This window comes from Klebsiella sp. NPDC088457, from assembly GCF_044900465.1.
Classification (GTDB): Bacteria; Pseudomonadota; Gammaproteobacteria; order Enterobacterales; family Enterobacteriaceae; genus Klebsiella.
The window spans coordinates 1-17,723 of the sequence record NZ_JBJDNH010000050.1 but is presented as its reverse complement, the minus strand read 5'-3'; the positions used below and the strand labels follow the sequence as shown (position 1 = coordinate 17,723).

13 protein-coding genes and 2 pseudogenes are annotated in these 17,723 nt (G+C 55.3%); all 15 read right to left on the bottom strand.

All coding sequences use genetic code 11. The features are described from left to right. Window positions 1–2: 2 nt before the first annotated feature. The 15 genes and pseudogenes from ACI2JR_RS23815 to traD all read right to left on the bottom strand — a co-directional run bounded on the left by ACI2JR_RS23815 (window position 3) and on the right by traD (window position 17,660). Entirely contained in the window at window positions 3–770 is a 768-nt protein-coding gene (locus tag ACI2JR_RS23815) for a transporter substrate-binding domain-containing protein (RefSeq protein WP_462479615.1), read from the bottom strand. 46 nt (window positions 771–816) lie between these two features. Beyond that, window positions 817–1,587, bottom strand: coding sequence for an ABC transporter ATP-binding protein (locus tag ACI2JR_RS23810; RefSeq protein ID WP_462479614.1), 771 nt, complete (start codon window positions 1,585–1,587; stop codon window positions 817–819). A 12-nt stretch (window positions 1,588–1,599) separates the two neighbouring features. Next, window positions 1,600–2,199: a helix-turn-helix domain-containing protein gene (locus ACI2JR_RS23805; protein ID WP_462479613.1), complete on the bottom strand. Its 600-nt coding sequence runs from the start codon at window positions 2,197–2,199 to the stop codon at window positions 1,600–1,602. A gap of 319 nt (window positions 2,200–2,518) precedes the next feature. Next, window positions 2,519–3,100, bottom strand: coding sequence for a DUF2913 family protein (locus tag ACI2JR_RS23800; protein ID WP_462479612.1), 582 nt, complete (start codon window positions 3,098–3,100; stop codon window positions 2,519–2,521). Between the two features lie 1,081 nt (window positions 3,101–4,181). Beyond that, a complete protein-coding gene (gene repA, locus ACI2JR_RS23795) occupies window positions 4,182–5,054 on the bottom strand; it encodes an incFII family plasmid replication initiator RepA (RefSeq protein ID WP_462479611.1) in 873 nt (290 codons plus the stop codon). Then, window positions 5,047–5,118 (bottom strand): RepA leader peptide Tap, encoded by a 72-nt coding sequence (tap, locus tag ACI2JR_RS23790; RefSeq protein ID WP_462479632.1) that lies wholly within the window; start codon window positions 5,116–5,118, stop codon window positions 5,047–5,049. The genes repA and tap overlap by 8 nt, the downstream gene beginning before the upstream one ends. A gap of 216 nt (window positions 5,119–5,334) precedes the next feature. Beyond that, window positions 5,335–5,604, bottom strand: coding sequence for a replication regulatory protein RepA (locus ACI2JR_RS23785; protein ID WP_462479610.1), 270 nt, complete (start codon window positions 5,602–5,604; stop codon window positions 5,335–5,337). Between the two features lie 139 nt (window positions 5,605–5,743). Further along, window positions 5,744–6,319, bottom strand: a complete 576-nt coding sequence (locus ACI2JR_RS23780) for a phospholipase D family protein (RefSeq protein ID WP_462479609.1) — start codon at window positions 6,317–6,319, stop codon at window positions 5,744–5,746. Then, window positions 6,316–6,939, bottom strand: a pseudogene (locus ACI2JR_RS23775) (DUF2726 domain-containing protein). The gene ACI2JR_RS23780 and the pseudogene ACI2JR_RS23775 overlap by 4 nt, the downstream one beginning before the upstream one ends. Window positions 6,940–6,994: 55 nt before the next feature. Next, a complete protein-coding gene (locus ACI2JR_RS23770) occupies window positions 6,995–7,639 on the bottom strand; it encodes a hypothetical protein (RefSeq protein WP_462479608.1) in 645 nt (214 codons plus the stop codon). Window positions 7,640–7,679: 40 nt separating this feature from the next. After that, window positions 7,680–8,464 (bottom strand): annotated as a pseudogene (locus ACI2JR_RS23765) (DsbA family protein). Between the two features lie 113 nt (window positions 8,465–8,577). Next, on the bottom strand, window positions 8,578–9,168 hold the full coding sequence (locus ACI2JR_RS23760; RefSeq protein ID WP_462479607.1) for a fertility inhibition protein FinO: 591 nt from the start codon (window positions 9,166–9,168) through the stop codon (window positions 8,578–8,580). A 155-nt stretch (window positions 9,169–9,323) separates the two neighbouring features. Continuing rightward, window positions 9,324–10,049, bottom strand: coding sequence for a type-F conjugative transfer system pilin acetylase TraX (gene traX, locus ACI2JR_RS23755; RefSeq protein ID WP_462479606.1), 726 nt, complete (start codon window positions 10,047–10,049; stop codon window positions 9,324–9,326). A gap of 82 nt (window positions 10,050–10,131) precedes the next feature. Then, entirely contained in the window at window positions 10,132–15,390 is a 5,259-nt protein-coding gene (traI, locus tag ACI2JR_RS23750; protein ID WP_462479605.1) for a conjugative transfer relaxase/helicase TraI, read from the bottom strand. After that, window positions 15,390–17,660 carry a type IV conjugative transfer system coupling protein TraD gene (traD, locus tag ACI2JR_RS23745; protein WP_462479604.1) on the bottom strand — a complete coding sequence of 757 codons (2,271 nt, stop codon included), beginning with the start codon at window positions 17,658–17,660 and terminating at the stop codon, window positions 15,390–15,392. Before traD ends, traI begins: the two co-directional genes overlap by 1 nt. Window positions 17,661–17,723 lie beyond the last annotated feature (63 nt).

Below are 17,723 nucleotides of genomic sequence, written 5' to 3'. Positions count from 1 at the left end.
ATTTACTCTGCTGAGAAATATTTTTTATTAAGTGCTTCCAGTTCGCCATCAGCACGGATTTTAGCCAGCCCCTGATTGATTCTTTCGACCAATTCAGTATTTTTCTTATTAATGGCGATTGCTACCCCCTCACCAAATTCTGGCGCATCTTTACCTGTCAGACGTGGGCCAACCAACTGATAATCTTTGCCATCATCTTTTTTCAGGAAGCTGTAAATAATCTGTGCTTCGTAGCTTATAAATATATCAGAACGACCGGCTTTTAAATCGAGGTAGGGGGCACTACCGCCATCATAACGTTTGATGGTACTGTCTGGATAATGTTTGGTTACGTAAGTGTCCATCGGCGTACCGGTCTGGACGGCTATTACTTTACCTTTCAACCCTTCATGACTGGTGTCGGTAATGCTGCCTTTCTTCGTGACAAAACGGAACACAGGGTGATCGTAAATGTCACTAAAAGCCATGACGCGGCGGCGGGCATCGGTGACAGTCAGTTGAGAAATTAACGCATCATATTTGTTGTTCATCAGGCCTGGGATCATGCCATCCCAGGGAGCACTGATCACATTGCAATTCATCGCAGCGGCTTTACAGATGGCGTACATCAGGTCTACGTCATATCCCACCAGTTGACCACTAGCATCAATCGATTCAAATGGCGGGAAGGTCGCATCGGTAGCGATGGTGAGTTTACCCTGTTTTGCATACAGCGAGCCAGCCAGACCTATTGCGGTGAGAGTCAGGAACAATTTTGCTATTTTCATCATTACTCCTCATACACAGTGTGAAACGTTTATTACTGAAAAAGTTAAATTACTTCAGACGGCCTGATAAAAACTGTTGCAGACGAGGGCTATGAGGCTGTTCAAAGATAGCCTGAGGTGTTCCTTGTTCTTCAATAAGCCCTTGATGGAGGAATAATGTCTGGCTGGAGAGATGGCGTGCGAATCCCATTTCATGTGTCACTACCACCATGGTGCGACCCTCTTCTGCCAGTTGTTGCATCACTTTCAACACTTCACCGACGCGTTCTGGATCCAGAGCTGACGTCGGCTCATCAAACAACAATACATCCGGTTCCATGCACAGCGCACGAGCAATCGCTACGCGTTGCTGCTGACCGCCAGAGAGATGAGCCGGATAACGTTGCCATGAGGTTGCGTCCATCCCGACTTTTATCAGGCTGGCCTCGGCACGCTCGCGAGCTTCTACTTTATTTAGCTTCATCACGCGCATTGGCGCTTCCATGATGTTTTCCAGCACGGTCATATGCGACCACAGGCAAAAATTTTGAAAGACCATCGACAAACGTGCCCGTATCCGACGCAGTTGCTGTGAATATTTAGCCTGTAACTCACCGGTATGTGGGCATGGGACAGTGAGGAGCATTTCACCATTGACACTGATGACTCCCTGATGAGGACGCTCAAGAAAGTTAATGCATCGCAAGAAGGTACTTTTACCCGAGCCACTGGCACCTATAATGCTGATAACATCTCCGGCCTTGGCCTGCAGGGATATACCTTTCAGTACTTCATGGGTCCCGTAGCTTTTATGAATATTGTCCACTTTAAGTTTCAACACAGCGCACTCCCATTAATTACCTGACGGCGGTGGTACGATAACCCAGATAGCCGTACACATTTCATCGTCAGAAATGTTATGCCAGGTATGGGGTTGCGAGGGTTTGAAGGTGAGCGTATCGCCTTTCGTCAGTAGATAACGCTGCTCCTCAACTACAATCTCCAGTACTCCACTCAGTACATGCACCATATCGGCTGCGGCATTGAGTGTATAAGGCTCTGAACCTGATCCCCCCTGAGGATCAATTTCCGAATAAAGCACCATCATGTCGTTTTCCACACCACCGCTGATCATGTACTCACGCATCTTTTCACCGCCAAGACTGATGGGGGTACCTTTTCCGACTGGCACAAAGCTGGTTGAAGGGGGATCGAACAGTTTGGCAGGCGTAATACCAACGATCTCGCAGACCCTAAGTAAAGTGGCAATTGATGCATGCGTGACGTTACGTTCAAGACGACTGATGAAGGATTTGCTAACGCCGACTTTCTGCGCAACGTCCTCTATACGCATCCCACGCGCTTTGCGTACAGCACGCAGGCGTTTCCCCACATTGAAGTCTGCGTCATTATTTTCTTTCTGAATGTGTTTATCTGATTCGTCGTGTGACATCTCATGAACCAAAGTTGCGTATTAAGTAACTTTAACGACAAAGCAACTCGCATGCCATAAATGACACCCTATAATTACCATAAGGAAATTAAATCATAATTTATTGTTTTAACTTATAAAAATAAATATATTTTTATTTTTCTCTCATCAAACCTCAGTATTCGCCGCACCAAAAAGTTGCACAATAGGTAACTTTATATTTGGGGGTGCATTTATTGCACTAAATGTGGGCAATTCTGTAATGAAGACCTACGCGTAAAGTGAGCACCGTATTGACGACTATATAGTACAATAATTCTCTATATCCAAACTGGCCCGATCAACCGGCGTTTAAGGCTACCAGTTTCCAGTGATCTTCGTTGCTGACGGCCTCCCAGCCACAGCTTTTCAGCAGTGCATTCAGCCCGTCAGGCCGACCGCCAATTCTTGCCGGCACGGGCATAACCTGTGTCCCGTCATCATTAAAACCGATATCCAGCGCGCTTTTCAGCAGACAAATGCTTTTCACCGACTCCGACGGCCGGATATGATGTCGGCCGCTCCATTCACTGTCGCTGAGGACGTGATACACCCAGTCGTACTGTTTCGCCAGCTCCAGCGCGTAGGTCAGGCGGAAAAGGTCGTTCTGCTCAGACAGTTCACCTGTGCAGCTGCGCCAGAGATAATCCAGCTTATGGCGCAACCGCGCACGAACGCCAAGTGTCCGGCCCTGATTGAGTATCCAGTCAATATCCGTGGCCACGTCATGTGAAAACCGTCGCTGTTTTTTCGCCAGAGCAAACCAGCGGGTAATAAACAGGTTTTCCTGCGACTCTGACTCCACCAGGCCGTCCTCGCGTGCGCTCAGCAGGGCGACAAGGGCACACCATGCCAGGTGACCCGTATTTTCCATATTTCTCATAGCATCACCAGCCAGGAGGCTGCCCTTCAGCACTGATGTTTATCGTCCGGTTCCACCAGAAGTCGGTTCATCTGGTCAGAGAGACTTACCGTAACCTCTTCCCTGACCGGCACCCGCTGTAGCGTCAGGTGCCGGGAAACATTTAACAATCAATGCCGTTAAAAGTACAGATGTACGCCGGTCAGAATGCCGCGTCAGCGGCATAGAGGCGCCAGTTGAAGTCAATTGCGACTTTGAGGCCCGGGGGCGCCGAAGCCCGGCGTAGCCGGCTGCCGTTTTGATAGGTTCTGCCCTACCCATCCCCTTCACTGGAAAGCCATATCCGCTTAAAACGCCACAGATGCCTCTGTACGCGGTCGGAGTGGTCCCGACAAGGCGTAGCCGCAGTCGGGGCGTATCTCCGCGTTAGCGCCGTTCAGGCGCTTACGAGCGTGTACCTCAGAACTTACCGCAGCACTACTCACAGCGATGACGAACCTGTAGTTACAACACCCATCATTAAAAGCGATGTTGTTCCCCGGCCTTCGGCCGGGGGCGGCGGCGCTTTTCAGTGGTGGGGAAGGGCTCGGGGTGGCAGGACGGCGCCTATGTTCTTAAAAAAGTGATTATTTGAATGATGTAACTAATCGATGCACTGGTTATATGCCCGCCGCTTGTCGGCGGGAGGTACTTCTGGATCTGAGCGGCGCGGACGCTTGCGACCGCTGTTAGCGAAGGCCTCATTGAGACTGTCCACAGGGTAGACGACGAATAGGTTTGTCCCTGAAACGAAAGAGATTCAGATCTTTAAAAGAAGTACAGAGCAGGTATTTAAAGGGAACCATGCGGTCTGTAACCCTCTACGACAAGCAGCCTGAAAGGATATCGGCAGGAGCCTTATGAATAGTTCCCTTGCACTTAAATGTGTATAAGTAAAATCCGCCTCTCTCAGGTGCGACTTGAACAGGAAATTTCATCCTCGATGTGAGTTAATTTGACGCTGGCCGGTGCGGCCATCACAAAAGTGGGCAGAAATCAGCCACGTCCGGGAGACAGACGTGCGAAAGTCTCCGGCGCCGGCCGGATAACAAAAACAGGAGGGTTATATGGGGTCGGGGTACGGCGCCAGGCGGGTATAGTTATTGCCCCGGGACATCAGCATCCGTTCAGTCACCCGGCGCGCAACCTCACGCTTCAGCGCTTCATGATCACCACTGAAGCGGCCGGCGGCATATTCACGCGTCAACTGTTGACGAACACGCGTCTCGATGTCCTTGCGCTGGCGTGAAGCATCCCGTCGGGCGGTCGCCCGCTTCTGGCCATGAGATTTACGTTCTGCCTGGTAGCTACGAAAACGCTCGCGTACAAAGCGCCAGGATTTGGCGATCAGTTCATCCATTCCCAGCTGCGGCAGACTTTGTTTTTTGCGTTGTTTGTTTTCCCACTCCACGCGACTACGGCGAGCGGCCACGACAGCCACATCTGACACATCGAGCGCCTGGAAAAGAGCCGGCGTAAACGTCATGTCCGTAGGGATATTGCAGCCGATCTGCGGGTCATATTCCGTTTTATAGGTGATCAGCCCCAGCTCAGACATAAATCGCAGCGCACGGGTCGCCCGCGAGATAGACAGGTTTCCACTGTTGGATTCCGTGGCCAGTCCGCACTCGATGGCCATATTGGTAATCGAGCGCTGCACGCGATTGGCCAGCGGATCATAATGGAAGCACATTGCCTGCAGAAGCGCGTCAATCGCACGTCGACGCAGTAAAGGAGGCATGCGCCGGCGCTTACCCAGAGAGCGGGCAAAGGCAACATGGATTGAAAAATCAAAAGTGGAGGTAAAGCCTTCGGCTTTGGCCATCAACTTACGACAAAACGGCAGTGTTTTTTTTCCTTCCCGCGCTATAAAACGCGGATCGGCATTTTTAACCTGAACGTAATGAAATGTGTTTTCTGAATGCTGGTTAGTCACCGCATCCTGCGCTTATGTTGCGCGGAAGGAGTGAGCACAGAAGGTATTGAACTTTTCTGAGCATGAATCTATACTCCCTGCATAGAGCAACAGCTTCTATGCAGTTTAGTTAAGAGCCCCGGTAATCTTCTAGAGTCGCCAAACTTGGAAAGATTATCGGGGTTTTTGCTTTCTGATTCCGGAAAAATCCTTTCGACAGAACCAGTTCCCTGCCACCTTACGGCGTGGCCAGCCAAGAATCTCTAAACGATCAGTAATCTAGCACTCAACATCTGCTGGATCAAGAATGTGACGTCGTTACGTCTATTCCAAGCTTCGCGGATTCCATTTCGATAAGCCTTTCAATCATTTCAGCCTGAGTAATTCCTTCATTCTCACACATGATTTGAAGCTGATTTTTAAGCGTATCCCGCACAAATACTCTCACCTCTTTGTGCGTTGCTTTCTTTCGCGCAACAGCTTTCTGCTGACGTTCAGCCGCAGAAACAGGATTACCCTTTCTGTAGGGACGTTTCGATGAGGAAGTAACTGCGTTTACGACCTGTGACATTTCTGCCTCCTCAATGGATCATATTGAGGAAAGAGTACTACAGGCGCTGAAAACCCGCGAGAGGCTATGTTATTTTTTGTTATATAACGATAGCTTTCGTTGGCGCGAGAGCTACCATTCAAATGGCAGAAACTATGGCTTAGTATGCAAGCTCCCAGCCAGTTCCCATCTCCCAACGAGACTGCCAGTGCTGAAGATAAGTCTCTGCTAACGCCGGGTTATCACGGATGACCAGGACGTTTTCTGAGTTACTGCGCGCGGCAGCGCGAGTGTAGTTGAACGACCCCGTTTCCACATTACGACCGTCTGTGATGATGACCTTGTCATGCATGATTTTGAACTGGCTTACCGTGCGCACGAGGATGCCGGCATTGACCAGCAGATTCATTGCCGCACGACTGGCTTTATTGTTCTCCTCTGAGTTTGCCTTCCAGTCGAGTACAACTTTCACATCCACACCCCGACGCTTTGCCCTGACAAGGGCGCTGGCCACCTCCGGAGACGTGAAGGCGTATCCCATCAGGCGGATTTCCTGCTGCGCCGAATCAATGGTCTTCAGGACCAGCTGCAGGGCCGTTCCTTCCGGGGAAAAACCGGTCTCGATGGCAGAAGCGCAAATTGCCGGCACTGGCGCGCATAGCGCCAGACTGAGCAGTCCGGGCAACCACCACCGGCTGACCGGGGTTTTACGGGGCGTTCTCTTCACAATATTCATACGCTTTCACTCCTGACGGTGTTCAGTGGTGTTATATCGGTGTCACTCTCACGGTGCTTCAGAAATTCCCTCACGCACCTGACCAGTTTCTCTCAGTCCCGATCCCGCAGCAGCGGAATGCCGGCCTGCCGAAGTACCTCTTCCAGCAGAATATCCCGGCGTACCCGATGTTTTTTCAGGTGCGAGGCATCATCCAGTTCGACAGCGGCCACAATGGCAAAGGTCCTGATACCGACCACGACCACATCGCAGTGCCACTGCGAAGCCATCCGGAACAGCTGCCACCAGGTCCGGGAGCGAGGTCGGATATGGGGTGCCAGGCTGGCGATATCCGCCACCCGCACCTGCGGGCACAGCAGCCACCGTTTCCGGTCGGTGTGCTTCAGCAATGCCCGGTAAAAATGCTGTTCCCGCGGCGTCATCAGCATGTCATTACCCACCCAAACCCGCTGACGACACAGTCGCTGTTCCGCTTCTGTGGTGCGAATACCCGCCGCTTTCAGTGCCTGCAGAACCGGGGAGGTCTCCCCTGCTGCTCGTCCCTTCACAAGCAACACCAGAAAACCCAACAGACCCAGTACGATGACAATGGTGCCCGTCATCATTAATAGTTTTGCCATACCGGGTCTCCCGCTACGGCCAGTTCATTCCTGATAAATCTGCTGCGCAGCCCGCTCATCGCTCAGTCCCTCTTCTGATGCGCCAGGCATCTGCCGGCAACCGGTCCAGCAACGCGCGCCGGTATCGGTTCGGCAATCCCTGACCGGCCACAACGTCAGCAATCAGTATCGATATGGCGGAAATCAACAGCACGTAGTGAAGGACGATGCCGGTCAGCTGCACAAGCTCTGCTGCGGGCATAGTCCGCAGGGCGGTTACCAGACGGATACCGTCCTGCGGAAATCCCCAGGCAAGAAGGCCGGCACCCGTCAGTATCGATGCTGGCGCATACAGGCATCCCCGGGAGACAAGCCGGCCCGCCAGGCCAATAAGGTCATGCATCTGCCGGCGATACACCTCGTCATCCTGCAGGACTTCCCACTCCAGCCGTGCTTTCTCATGCCGTGGGAGTGTGGCCACCACCTGGACACCGTCGCGGATACTGACCAGCGGTGAGACCTCCTGAACTCTCAACCGATCGATATGACGGCTATACAGCGCCAGCCCACCCCAGAACAGCGCAACCGACAACGCAACCAGACAAAATCCGCTTACCCTGAAACCTGGGGAAAATAAGAGCGTCAAAAACAGCGCCAGCGCGCCCCCGTACAAATAACAAAATAATTGCTGTTCCGTGCGCAGTGTAAAATACCTGAACATACACTCAGTCCTTTAAAGATAAATGAGGCGTAATGAAGGATTAATGACGTGCTTTATTTATGGCAGACTGAATACTATCTGCCTCTGTCATTCCGGTAAATACAGTGATATTTTCAACCGTTGCGCCTTTTACTGGCAAAACAATAATTCCGGGTGTTCCGGTTAATCCTGTCTCCGTGGCGATATCATTAATATTTTTCAGCGTGGTATTAATCTCTTCAATGGTCTGCGGTTTAAATGAAATCCCCCTGATGTCTTTTCAATATCGCCCTTCGTCAGTTTCCCTTCATTCAGTCCTGTCCCGTAGAGGTCATTATGGTATTTAAGATAGGCCTCAGCCCCTTGCTCTTTCCAGACCTGCAGGCCTGTTTTCGCCGCCAGCAGCGACGCTGGCCACCGGCTGCCGAACACCGGCCATTCCATAAAGAAGTAGCGGACCTTACGATTGTTCTTAATGACCTTCTCCAGCTCGGGGGCAAACCGGCTGCACCAGATACACTGGTAATCGAAGAATTCAACCACCATCACATCCCCGTCCGCAGGTCCCCAGGACGGGATAGTGTTATCACCCAGTATTTTCGCTTGCTGCGCCAGCGCAGCGGATGTCAGTCCCCGGGTTTGTTTCTCCTCCTGTTCCTGCTGAAGTTTTTCACTCATCTGGATCAGTATTTCAGGATGAGTACGCAGATAATCGGCCGCTATTTCTCCGATCCTTTTTTCCTGGATGGCTGAGAACGTTTTTTCTGGCGCAGACTCCTGAGCAACGCTGTTATTAATAAAGACAGCCGAAATAAGTGGCAGCAGTAAATACAGTTTACGTTTCATTTTTATTCCTTTAAAAGGCTCAGTATGGATAAAAGAATGCCCGACCGCTGAAGAGGTTAAATTCTTCAGCAGGGGACTTAAAGGACGATTGTTATTTCAGGAAATGGCAATGGTTAAACAGTCTGGCTCATCTTTCGCTCTGCCCGTAACAGCTCCTTCATCATGCGCTCACTGGCGTAGCGCGCTTCCTCCACAGTGACTGTCGCCACGACATTGCCCTGCAGATCATACCGGGACGCGCCCGCCTGCATCCTGGACAAATAACCCGAAGACCGGGTCAGGCTTTTCAGGCACTTAATCACCTGTTTATGCGACAGCGGCAGGTGACGCTGTTCAATATCGGCAAACAACTGCTCCCGCATCCCCGTGGCCAGCAGGCGTGGTACATTACCGTCGAACAACTGTGGCCAGAACGCTTTCAACGTCATGATGGCCTGCGCTGGCGGCAGCAGACGAAGATAACGTACGGGAGGTGGCGCTTTTGTTGCTTTGACCGGTTCGGGCGCCGCCTGGCATGCGGCGGCTTCGGCAGCCTTTTTCGCCTGCTCAAGCTTCTCCTTTTTCACCTTCCAGGCGGGCGGCGTCGAGACCACCACGACTTTTTTACGGCGAGCCACGCCGGGCGTACCCACCGTATCAGCCGCGGTGCTGTTCGCAGCGGGTTTTCGTTTCAGGCTCAGTACAGGGCGTTTTTCTTCACTCATAAGGGGCCATATCAATAAAAACTTCAGGTCTGGAGTATACGATACGCTAACGGCATCATCGTTTCATCTCAGGATGCAGTGGACATGGCGATGATGTTCCCTTTGTCACGTTTACGGGCAATGTTCCCGCTCCCCGGACCTCTGTCCGGTTTTTTTTACATCGAGACGACAATACCGAGCACCGCCAGGTGCACGGCATAGAACATCACGAAGAAATGTCGCGGCCAGAACCGTTTTACCCGTTCTCCGGTTTCCGAACAGACAGACACCACCAGAAGTGCAATGGCCAGACCGGCCACGGACTGGCCAACATCGTGCATATTCATCAGCAGGACCATCACCGCCCACAGCAACGCGTAACCGGTTCTTTCCACGGGGGTTGTTGCACGGCACAGCCGATAGCTGTTTATCAGCATAAACACCCCGGCCAGACCATAACTGTCTGCAGACAGGGGGAGCCAGGCCACCACAATGGCGATCGCCAGCAAAATATCGTTGCGGGTCTGCAGACTGTACCAGCGCATGGCCTGCCCGGTGACGGCGAACGTGAACAGAATATTGCCCATATACCACGGATACCCGATCAGGATAAATGAGCCCTGGGCAATCAACGCCCAGCACCAGAGCTGATTCAGCTGTGACTGCCGGATTTCAGTATGCCGGGCCAGATTCATTCCCCAGACCAGCCCGAACAGCGGGAAACAGCCACGCCCCAGCAACCGCATCACTTCGTTATTTCCTGCCAGCAGTAAACCGGTGTGGTCAGTCACCATCAGCACCAGAGCGATCGTTTTAATGATGTCGGTCTGTCCGGGCGTCCAGGTCAGGAGGCGCTGCAACCAGCGGTCGGTGATGCTCAGGAAATTCTCTTGCGTTCTCATGGATTATTTTCTTTTTCAGCGCTCCGGCAGGTCACCCGGTTTTAACCGGGGGGTATGCCGGAGCTGACAAGCCGCAGGCGCGTCAGTCGCCCCCGAGGGTTTTCTCACGGTTCAGGTCGCGCACCATATCCCGTTCCATCTGCTGCAGGCGATCGCGCTGGAGGTTTTCGGATGCCACCTGCTGAACCGCCGCTTCCTGTTGACGGGTCAGTGGATCGTCCGGCAGCGCCGTTTTCTCCTCACCCGGCCGGTCATGTTCCAGGCCGCGGATGACATCCCCGATAACCTCTTTCATCCGCTCTCCCGACTCACCGGCTTTACGCGCTTCCCCGGCCACCTCACGGGCAGTCTGCTCCGCCTGCGTCTCCATTTCCCGGCGCTGTGCCTCTTCTGCGGCCCGCTGAGCCAGTACCTCCGGTGGAAGCGGAATGTCAGTTCCTGCCGCCTCCGGTGAAACAACCGGTAGCGGATCTGCCCAGACGCGACCGCCGGTGATGGCGCCCGGATTCCAGGGGCGATCATCGCCGGCAAGGCGGACGACCACGCCGCTGTCGGGGTTGTCGCGGGCAATCCTGACGCCTTCCCTCATATTCCCGGCCAGCAGACTCTCACCGTTGCGGCTGTTCTGCAGCGCCACAAAGCGCGCATCTTCATTGCCCATCACGCGTCCCTCACCCCCCATCACCTGCAGGCGGCCGTCGCCATCCGTCAGTGAACTGAGCCATATCCCCGCTTCTTTCCCGTATTTGTCGAACGCCGGCAGCGCGACGTGGGGCTGCGGATACTTTTTCCCGGGCGAAATGAATTTCCCGGGCGATATCCCCTTCGCCAGGCCAGACTGCTGCAACGCCGCCCGACCGGCCGCGGTTTCATTCATCGGTCGGGCACGGCTGAACAGCTGCTCTGCGGTGTGTACCGCCCGGTCATTACGCGGCGCGAGAATATCGTGAGCCGTCGCTTTCTGAGACGAGGCATTAATCGCTGTTATCCAGCCCTTCCGACTGTCGGTGTAGACCTGAACATGCTGTTTCATTCGCGATAATCCCACATAGGCGGATTCAAAGCTGGCCATCGCTTCCCTGCCCTTCGCCACACCCTCCAGCGCGATGGCAAACGGTTCACTGGCCCCCTGGGCCCCGTGGGCGGTAATGGCATACGCCAGATCGATATGGCGTTGCGCCTCGTCGGACTTCGGGTTCAGTGTTCGGGTGTTTTTGCCATCTGATATCGTGACACTGTCACCTGAAACGGATTTTACCTCCCACACACTGTTCGCCACATATCCCCGCTCCGGGTCACTCTTGCTGAAGCGCATCCTGTCTCCTGCCGATACGGTGATCTCTTCCCGGCGGTAGAGTGTTACCCCCTCAGCGGACGCCTCACGAGGCGAGATAAACCGCTCTTTCCCGTCACCGTCCATCAGGGTAATAAGCTGATTTTCTTTATCCACGCGCCCGATACGGTGGTAGGTATTGTCCACCAGGGCGACAGCGTCCTGGTGAGCCGACCAGGTGGACAGTTTACGCAACTCACCATCGCGAATGTTGCTCGTCACCAGCACCGGCAGGGTGACTTCTTCTTTACCGGCTTCACCACTCGCCACCCTCTCATCATGAATCAGGCTGTTCAGCGCCCGGCGGTCAGTATTCAGATGGGTGATGATGAGCGTCTGCGACTGTGCCTCCGGGGTACGACCGGTGTAGTCCCTCACCAGTGCGTCATACAGCGTGACGGGTTGACCTTCCGGCACGCTTTCACCTTTCTTTAGTGCTTCCTGAATCGCTTTCTCCTGTGCCGGCGTAAATTCCATCACCGACTGTGCCGGCATCCAGGCATCTGCCTTTCGTGGTACCTGAACCGGCGCCACCTGCTCTATGGTGGCCAGCGCGCAGTGCACATCCCGGTCAATCAGGCTGTAGACGGCAGGCCGCAGTTCAGGCACCTGACGGACAATCTCCTTCATGATGGCCACATCCGCGGCACTGCGCTGTTGCATCAGCCGGAACGGCTGACCCGGCGCGATGGACTGCAGCTGGTCGGTATCTCCGCTAAGCACGGCACGGCCTCCCCCGGCGGCAATTAACGACAGGGCCTTTGCCGTATCCGCCAGCCCGACCATCGAGCTCTCGTCAAGCAGAAACAGGGTGTTGCTGAAGTCCGGTGTTTGCCCATTTCTCTGCTGCAGCTGCGTGTCATGCAGGAATGACGCGGTCGTCTGCGCATCCACGCCGGCGCTCTGCATTTCGCCTACCGCGCGGTGGGTCGGCCCCAGGCCGACGACGCGCGGGCGGGTCTCTTCCGGCAGCAGGCTGACAGCCCCCATGACAGCCCGGAACTGCGTGGTTTTCCCCACCCCGGCATAGCCCTGCACCACCGTAAACCGGTCCGGGGTCTCCAGTATCATTCGGGTCGCCGCGCGTTGCCCGGCGGTCAGGTCCGTCATCAGGCTGGCCGGTACACTGTCCATCAGGGGCGCAACCGCCTCCTTGCCTTCCAGCACCCGGGTCAGGACGCTTTTCTCGGCATCCCAGGTCTGCCGGGATATCAGCAGGTCGGTACCGTGACCAGAAGAGACGCTCACATTCAGCAACTGCCCCGACCTGATTTGTGCCTGAATGGTCGTGTCGATGTCCGCCATCGGAACCTTCCCACCCCCGGCTTCCAGCGCCGTCGCCAGCAGCTGGGGCCGGGAGAAGGTCAGCTTCTCACTTTCAAGCAGCGGGATGGCCAGGTGAATGGCCTGCTCTGACGGGGTATGTAGCCCGGCCTTCTGCAGTGCGATGGCCGCATCCAGTTCTGTCTCACCGGACCGGGCCTTCAGCTGTTCGGATACCACGCTGAACGCGGTGTGACGCGACAGCTTCTCCGTCGTGCGGGCCGCATCCTGTGCGGAGTACAGCCGGATATGACTTCCGCTCTGCGCCAGCTGGTTAAGCGTGGTGTTATCCAGCTCGCGCTGCGTTACCGAGGCAAAGACGGTCGCCGTCTCGCTGACCGACCGGCCCGGACTTTCCACCCATCCGTGCCCGACCTTGATACCGTCGAACGGGCTGCTGCCAACAGAAAGCGACTGCGTGGTTTTCTGCCCCGGACGCTGAACCGTCAGCTGCCCGGCCTCTGCTTTCAGCACCGTGACGCTCTCTCCGCCTTTCAATCGCGTGTCGGGAATTTTACCGAGTACCGCCAGACGCTCCCCTTCCGCCACCGGCAGCTTATCGGCCCGGAACAGCGTCCACTGGCTGTCAACGGCGGAGAGTTTCATATCCAGGCGTTCACCCTCCCGGCCTTTCAGGGTCAGCATGTTGCTGCTGGCGGTCACCCGGTCAATCACAAAGCGATCATGCTTTCGGGTCTCCGGGTCCCACCGCTCCATGACCATCCCTTCGCGGTAGTAGTCCCGCACGCCCCTGTTTTTACTGTCCAGCCAGACCGGTGTCAGGGCTGTGATCGTCATCTCCTTATCGCCGAGCGCACCTTCGTTTTTAAGGGTTTCGCGGATGATGCCGTTGAGTACATTCTGCTCGCGCGAGCCGCTGATTTGCGCCACGCTCTCCTGTCCCTCGCAGACACTGGCAGCAAATTCCTGCGCCAGCCGGCTGTAACGAACACGCTTGTCCGGCTCACTGATGATGTCTGCCGTGGCCTGCTTTCCGCCCTGCCAGCGGTACGTGTTCACGCCGCTGTCCTTCAGCACAGTCAGCGCGCTCCCGGTTCCGCTGCGTTTGCCGCTGTCGGAGAGCAGGACCTGCACGTTATGACGCATGGCGCCATCGAGCAGGGAAATCGTCTCCTTCAGACTCAGCTTCTCCGCCTGATCCACAATGAGCGTCCCGCCCGGGATAAACGCCGTCCCGTCCTGCAGGGCGGATTTGCCGGTCACCGTCTCCCCGGCCAGCCGCGCATCCCCGGCGAGAAAATCACGTGAGCGGTTATCGGCCGCAATAATGTGCACGTCCCGGCCTTGCTCCCGGGCCATGAGGGTCAGTTCAGCCACGCGCTCCCGCTGGCCCGCTGCGCCCCCCTGCCCGGAGACAATCCCCATTGCCGGCCGGTCCTGCGCCAGCACGCTGACCGCATCACTGAACGGGGCCTGGCGCACCACTGACGCATCCGGCGTGACGGAGACATGGTTCTGGCGCTGTACCTCCTGGCTCAGCGCTTTCACGGAGAGCTCATCGAGGACGTGAATATTTGAGGTAAAGAGGCCTTTCTCGCGGTCGAGCGGGATAAGCTGCTCGCGTTCGATAGCCGCATCGATGCCCCCTCTCGCCAGCTCAAAGACGCCCGGTTTCGCCTCCAGCTGACTGACCGTGCGGGCCAGCAGGTCGGCGTAGGTGAACTGCACCTTCCGGTCGCTGAGAGCGGCGATGGCTTTAGTGACCACATCGCTGATATCGGGGCCGTCCTTTCTGTCCGGGCTGACGGGCGCACTGGCGAGTTCTGTTGCGCGCTTATCGGCATCCTCGCGGTAGCCACGGATGTCAAACCCGGTCTCCTTGAGCGTGTTTATCCACTCCACCATCTTCTCTGACGGATCGAGCTTTTCTTTCGATTTGCGGGTATCAAGGGCGGCCACATCTCGTGATTTCAGCGACGCATCCGGTCCGGCCGCTTCCCTGACCTCCTGAGTGCGCGTGGAAAACGGCTCGACGGGTACCTCTTTCATCTCCCACATGCCGTGCTTACCCACGACTTCGGTTTCATAACCGAGTTTCTCCACCAGGGGTTTCAGCGCCTCCCGGTAGAGTTTCCCGAAGGCTATCTGGTTTGCGTACACATTCTCGATAAAGCCCGTTTTACCGACCGTATCGGTGCCGAGAGACTGCCATTTGTCCCCGTTCTGCGTGGCATTAATCACGACGGCGTGGGTGTGCAGCTGAGGCTCCTGATTACGGTTGGTATCGTGGTTAAATTTCGCCACAATCAGGTTACCGGTCAGCACGGTTTCACTTTTCCCGTCCGTCATCACGCGGGTCACAGCCAGCGTTTCCACCTGCCGGACGGCCTCAGTCACTGCCTGGTTGTGCGCATCGATGAGGCGTTTGTCTCCCCCCAGCATCGCCATGACAGACACACTTTTGGGCGCCGAAAAGGTCAGGTCATAACCGGGCCGGTGCTTGTTTTCCCCGTCCTGTATCCGGCTCAGGTCACTCCCGTCCGGTAATTTTCCCTGCAGCAGTGCCGTGAAGACGTGCTTATCCACCTTTCCCTCCAGCCCCAGCGCTTCCGCCCCTTTGCCCTGCCAGCGCTCCTCCAGGCTGCCGATGACGTAATAATTATCCTTGTCCGTATAGTAATTACCGGCACTCCCCGCAGACTTTACTGCGCCAATCGACATCATCAGAAGTTCCCTCCAATCTCGATATCATCCAGCTCATCACGACGCTGGCTGTGGTTGATATTGACCTCCTCGCGTCGCTGCATATCCCGCTGTGTCTCTTCATCTGCCAGCCACGCGTCATACGCGGCCATATCTTCGATTTCACCGTCGTCATTCATGCCGGCAGGCATCATTTCCTGTCCCGTGTCTGCGGGCTGCTGCGCCAGCTCCTGCTCCGTGCCCCCTGAGTGTGCTGTCGCGCCGGCAACTGATGCTGTACCGGTCGCTGCAGATGCAGGTTTAGTCCGGATTAAGGGAACGGTCGTGACCCGCGGGGCCGGAACCGCAGGCCGCGGTGTTTCGGACGACTTAACGGGCGCTGCGGCTACAGACGTCTTCACCGCCGTCGGGGCTTTTACCGGCACAGGGGAGACTGTGTCTCCTGCCGGTTCCGGCTGTTTAACCGGCTCATTCTGCGCTCCGGCTTTACTGTCCTTGTCAGCCTCCCCGGGTTCTGGCGCATCCGGCGTGAAAAGCGCCCTCGCCAGACTGCCTTCGGCTTCCCGTGCTTCAAGCAGCGCACTGAGTCGTGCATCCACCCGCGTATCGAGAGTGCGCTGAATAAACCCCTCAGCAATTTTCGGACGTGGTTTGTACTTCAGGGCCAGCTTCACGGCCGGATACGGCCCGGGCAGCGTGACATAGCAGGACAGGTCCGGCAGCGTCTGAATATCTGAGTAACTGACCAGCGTTTCCCGCTCTTTCTCCTTCCCGGTCGATACCCCGTCACGCACCGGGTCAGCCCCGTAGGAATACTGCTCGCTGGCCTTGAGGATTTCTTTCTCACCGATTTCACCGGCGGCAAATTCGGCAATTTCTTTACTCGGAGAGCGGAAAAAGGCGCGGGTGTTCATCACGTCAAACAGCGTCGCCGCAGGCTTCACGCCGTAAATATCTTCCAGCTGCGCATAAGACTGGATACCGAACACGTAACAACCGCCGAACTTACGCGCTTCCGGCAGGATCTCGACCAGGTCCGGCAGCTTGTGCAGCGTGGGCAGCTCGTCAGCGAAAATCCACACGCGACGGTTGCGGTTCTCCCCCATCGCCAGCAGGCCGCGGATGGCAATCGACAGCCACATCGAGATAACCGGCTTCAGGGAAGCATGGGTGTCAGCGTTGGAGGAGATATACAGCCAGCCGTTGGGCTGGTCTTCACGGACGCCGCGCATCCAGTCCCGGATAGTGAACGGCTCGCCGTTCTTCTCAATGCCCTGCAGGTAGCGGATGGCCTTGACGTAGTTGGTCAGCACGGCACGAATGGAGATGGCCGTATTCTCAATCTTCTCTTCCACCAGGTTCGCTGCCGGCGTGTTCTGCAGATAGGCTCGCAGCTTGTCGATTTTGATGGAGAGCATGGTATCGACCAGCTTCTCGTAGCTGCGGTCCTTATCCTCACGCATCAGGTAGGCGCCTTCGGCAAAGATAGTGCGACCGGAGCCCTGCCAGAACGGGTCCTCTTTGGTCCCCATCGGTATAAGGGTGTTGGAGATATTGTCAAAATCCGGCAGCGTCAGGCACTCTTTCCACAAATCCCAGGCGGCACAGCGCGAGTCCAGCGGGTTGAGTATTTTATCCCGTGACGGATCATAGTAGCTTTTAACGAACTCACAGGAACGGTCGTATATGATGGCCATATCGCCCCGGGCGCGGACATAATTCAGTAGCCGGCGTATCACTTCCGACTTACCGGAGCCGACGGTACCGTGGAGGCAGAAGTTCTGGATTTCAGAGTTAAGTAAGATGGGCAGATCGCCGATTTTAATATCCGAGGCCACGCCATCGCGTTTCATCTGGCGTGCTACCTCTTTCGGTTTATCGGAAAGCTGGCGCCCGCCGGTATTCTCATCCTCGCTCTGCTGTTTCCCCTGACGGCCCAATACCCAGCTGGCAACAAAGAACGTCACGATACAGATAACCAGAGAAACGACGGCAGCGAGAACAAAACTGGTCCACAGCTGCTCACCGCACCAGATGGTGTATTTATCGGCCAGAATTTGCTCTGAAGTATATTCCAGAGACTGACCGTAATAATGAATCGTATAAACCGGTTGAGAGCGAATAAAATCACGCATGGGCGCCAGCGTGGTGCACCACCAGTAGACACAACCATTGACGAATGTCTGCCAGCTGAGCCGGTACATCAGCATCAGTCCGCACAGCACCCAGAATAAAATAAACAGCACGTAGAAAATAATATTGGCAATCTGACCAAACATGCGAAAGCGCATATTTTCGATATGTCAGCCGTGTGTAATATATTTTGTATTGTTTATCTTGTATGTATTATGTTT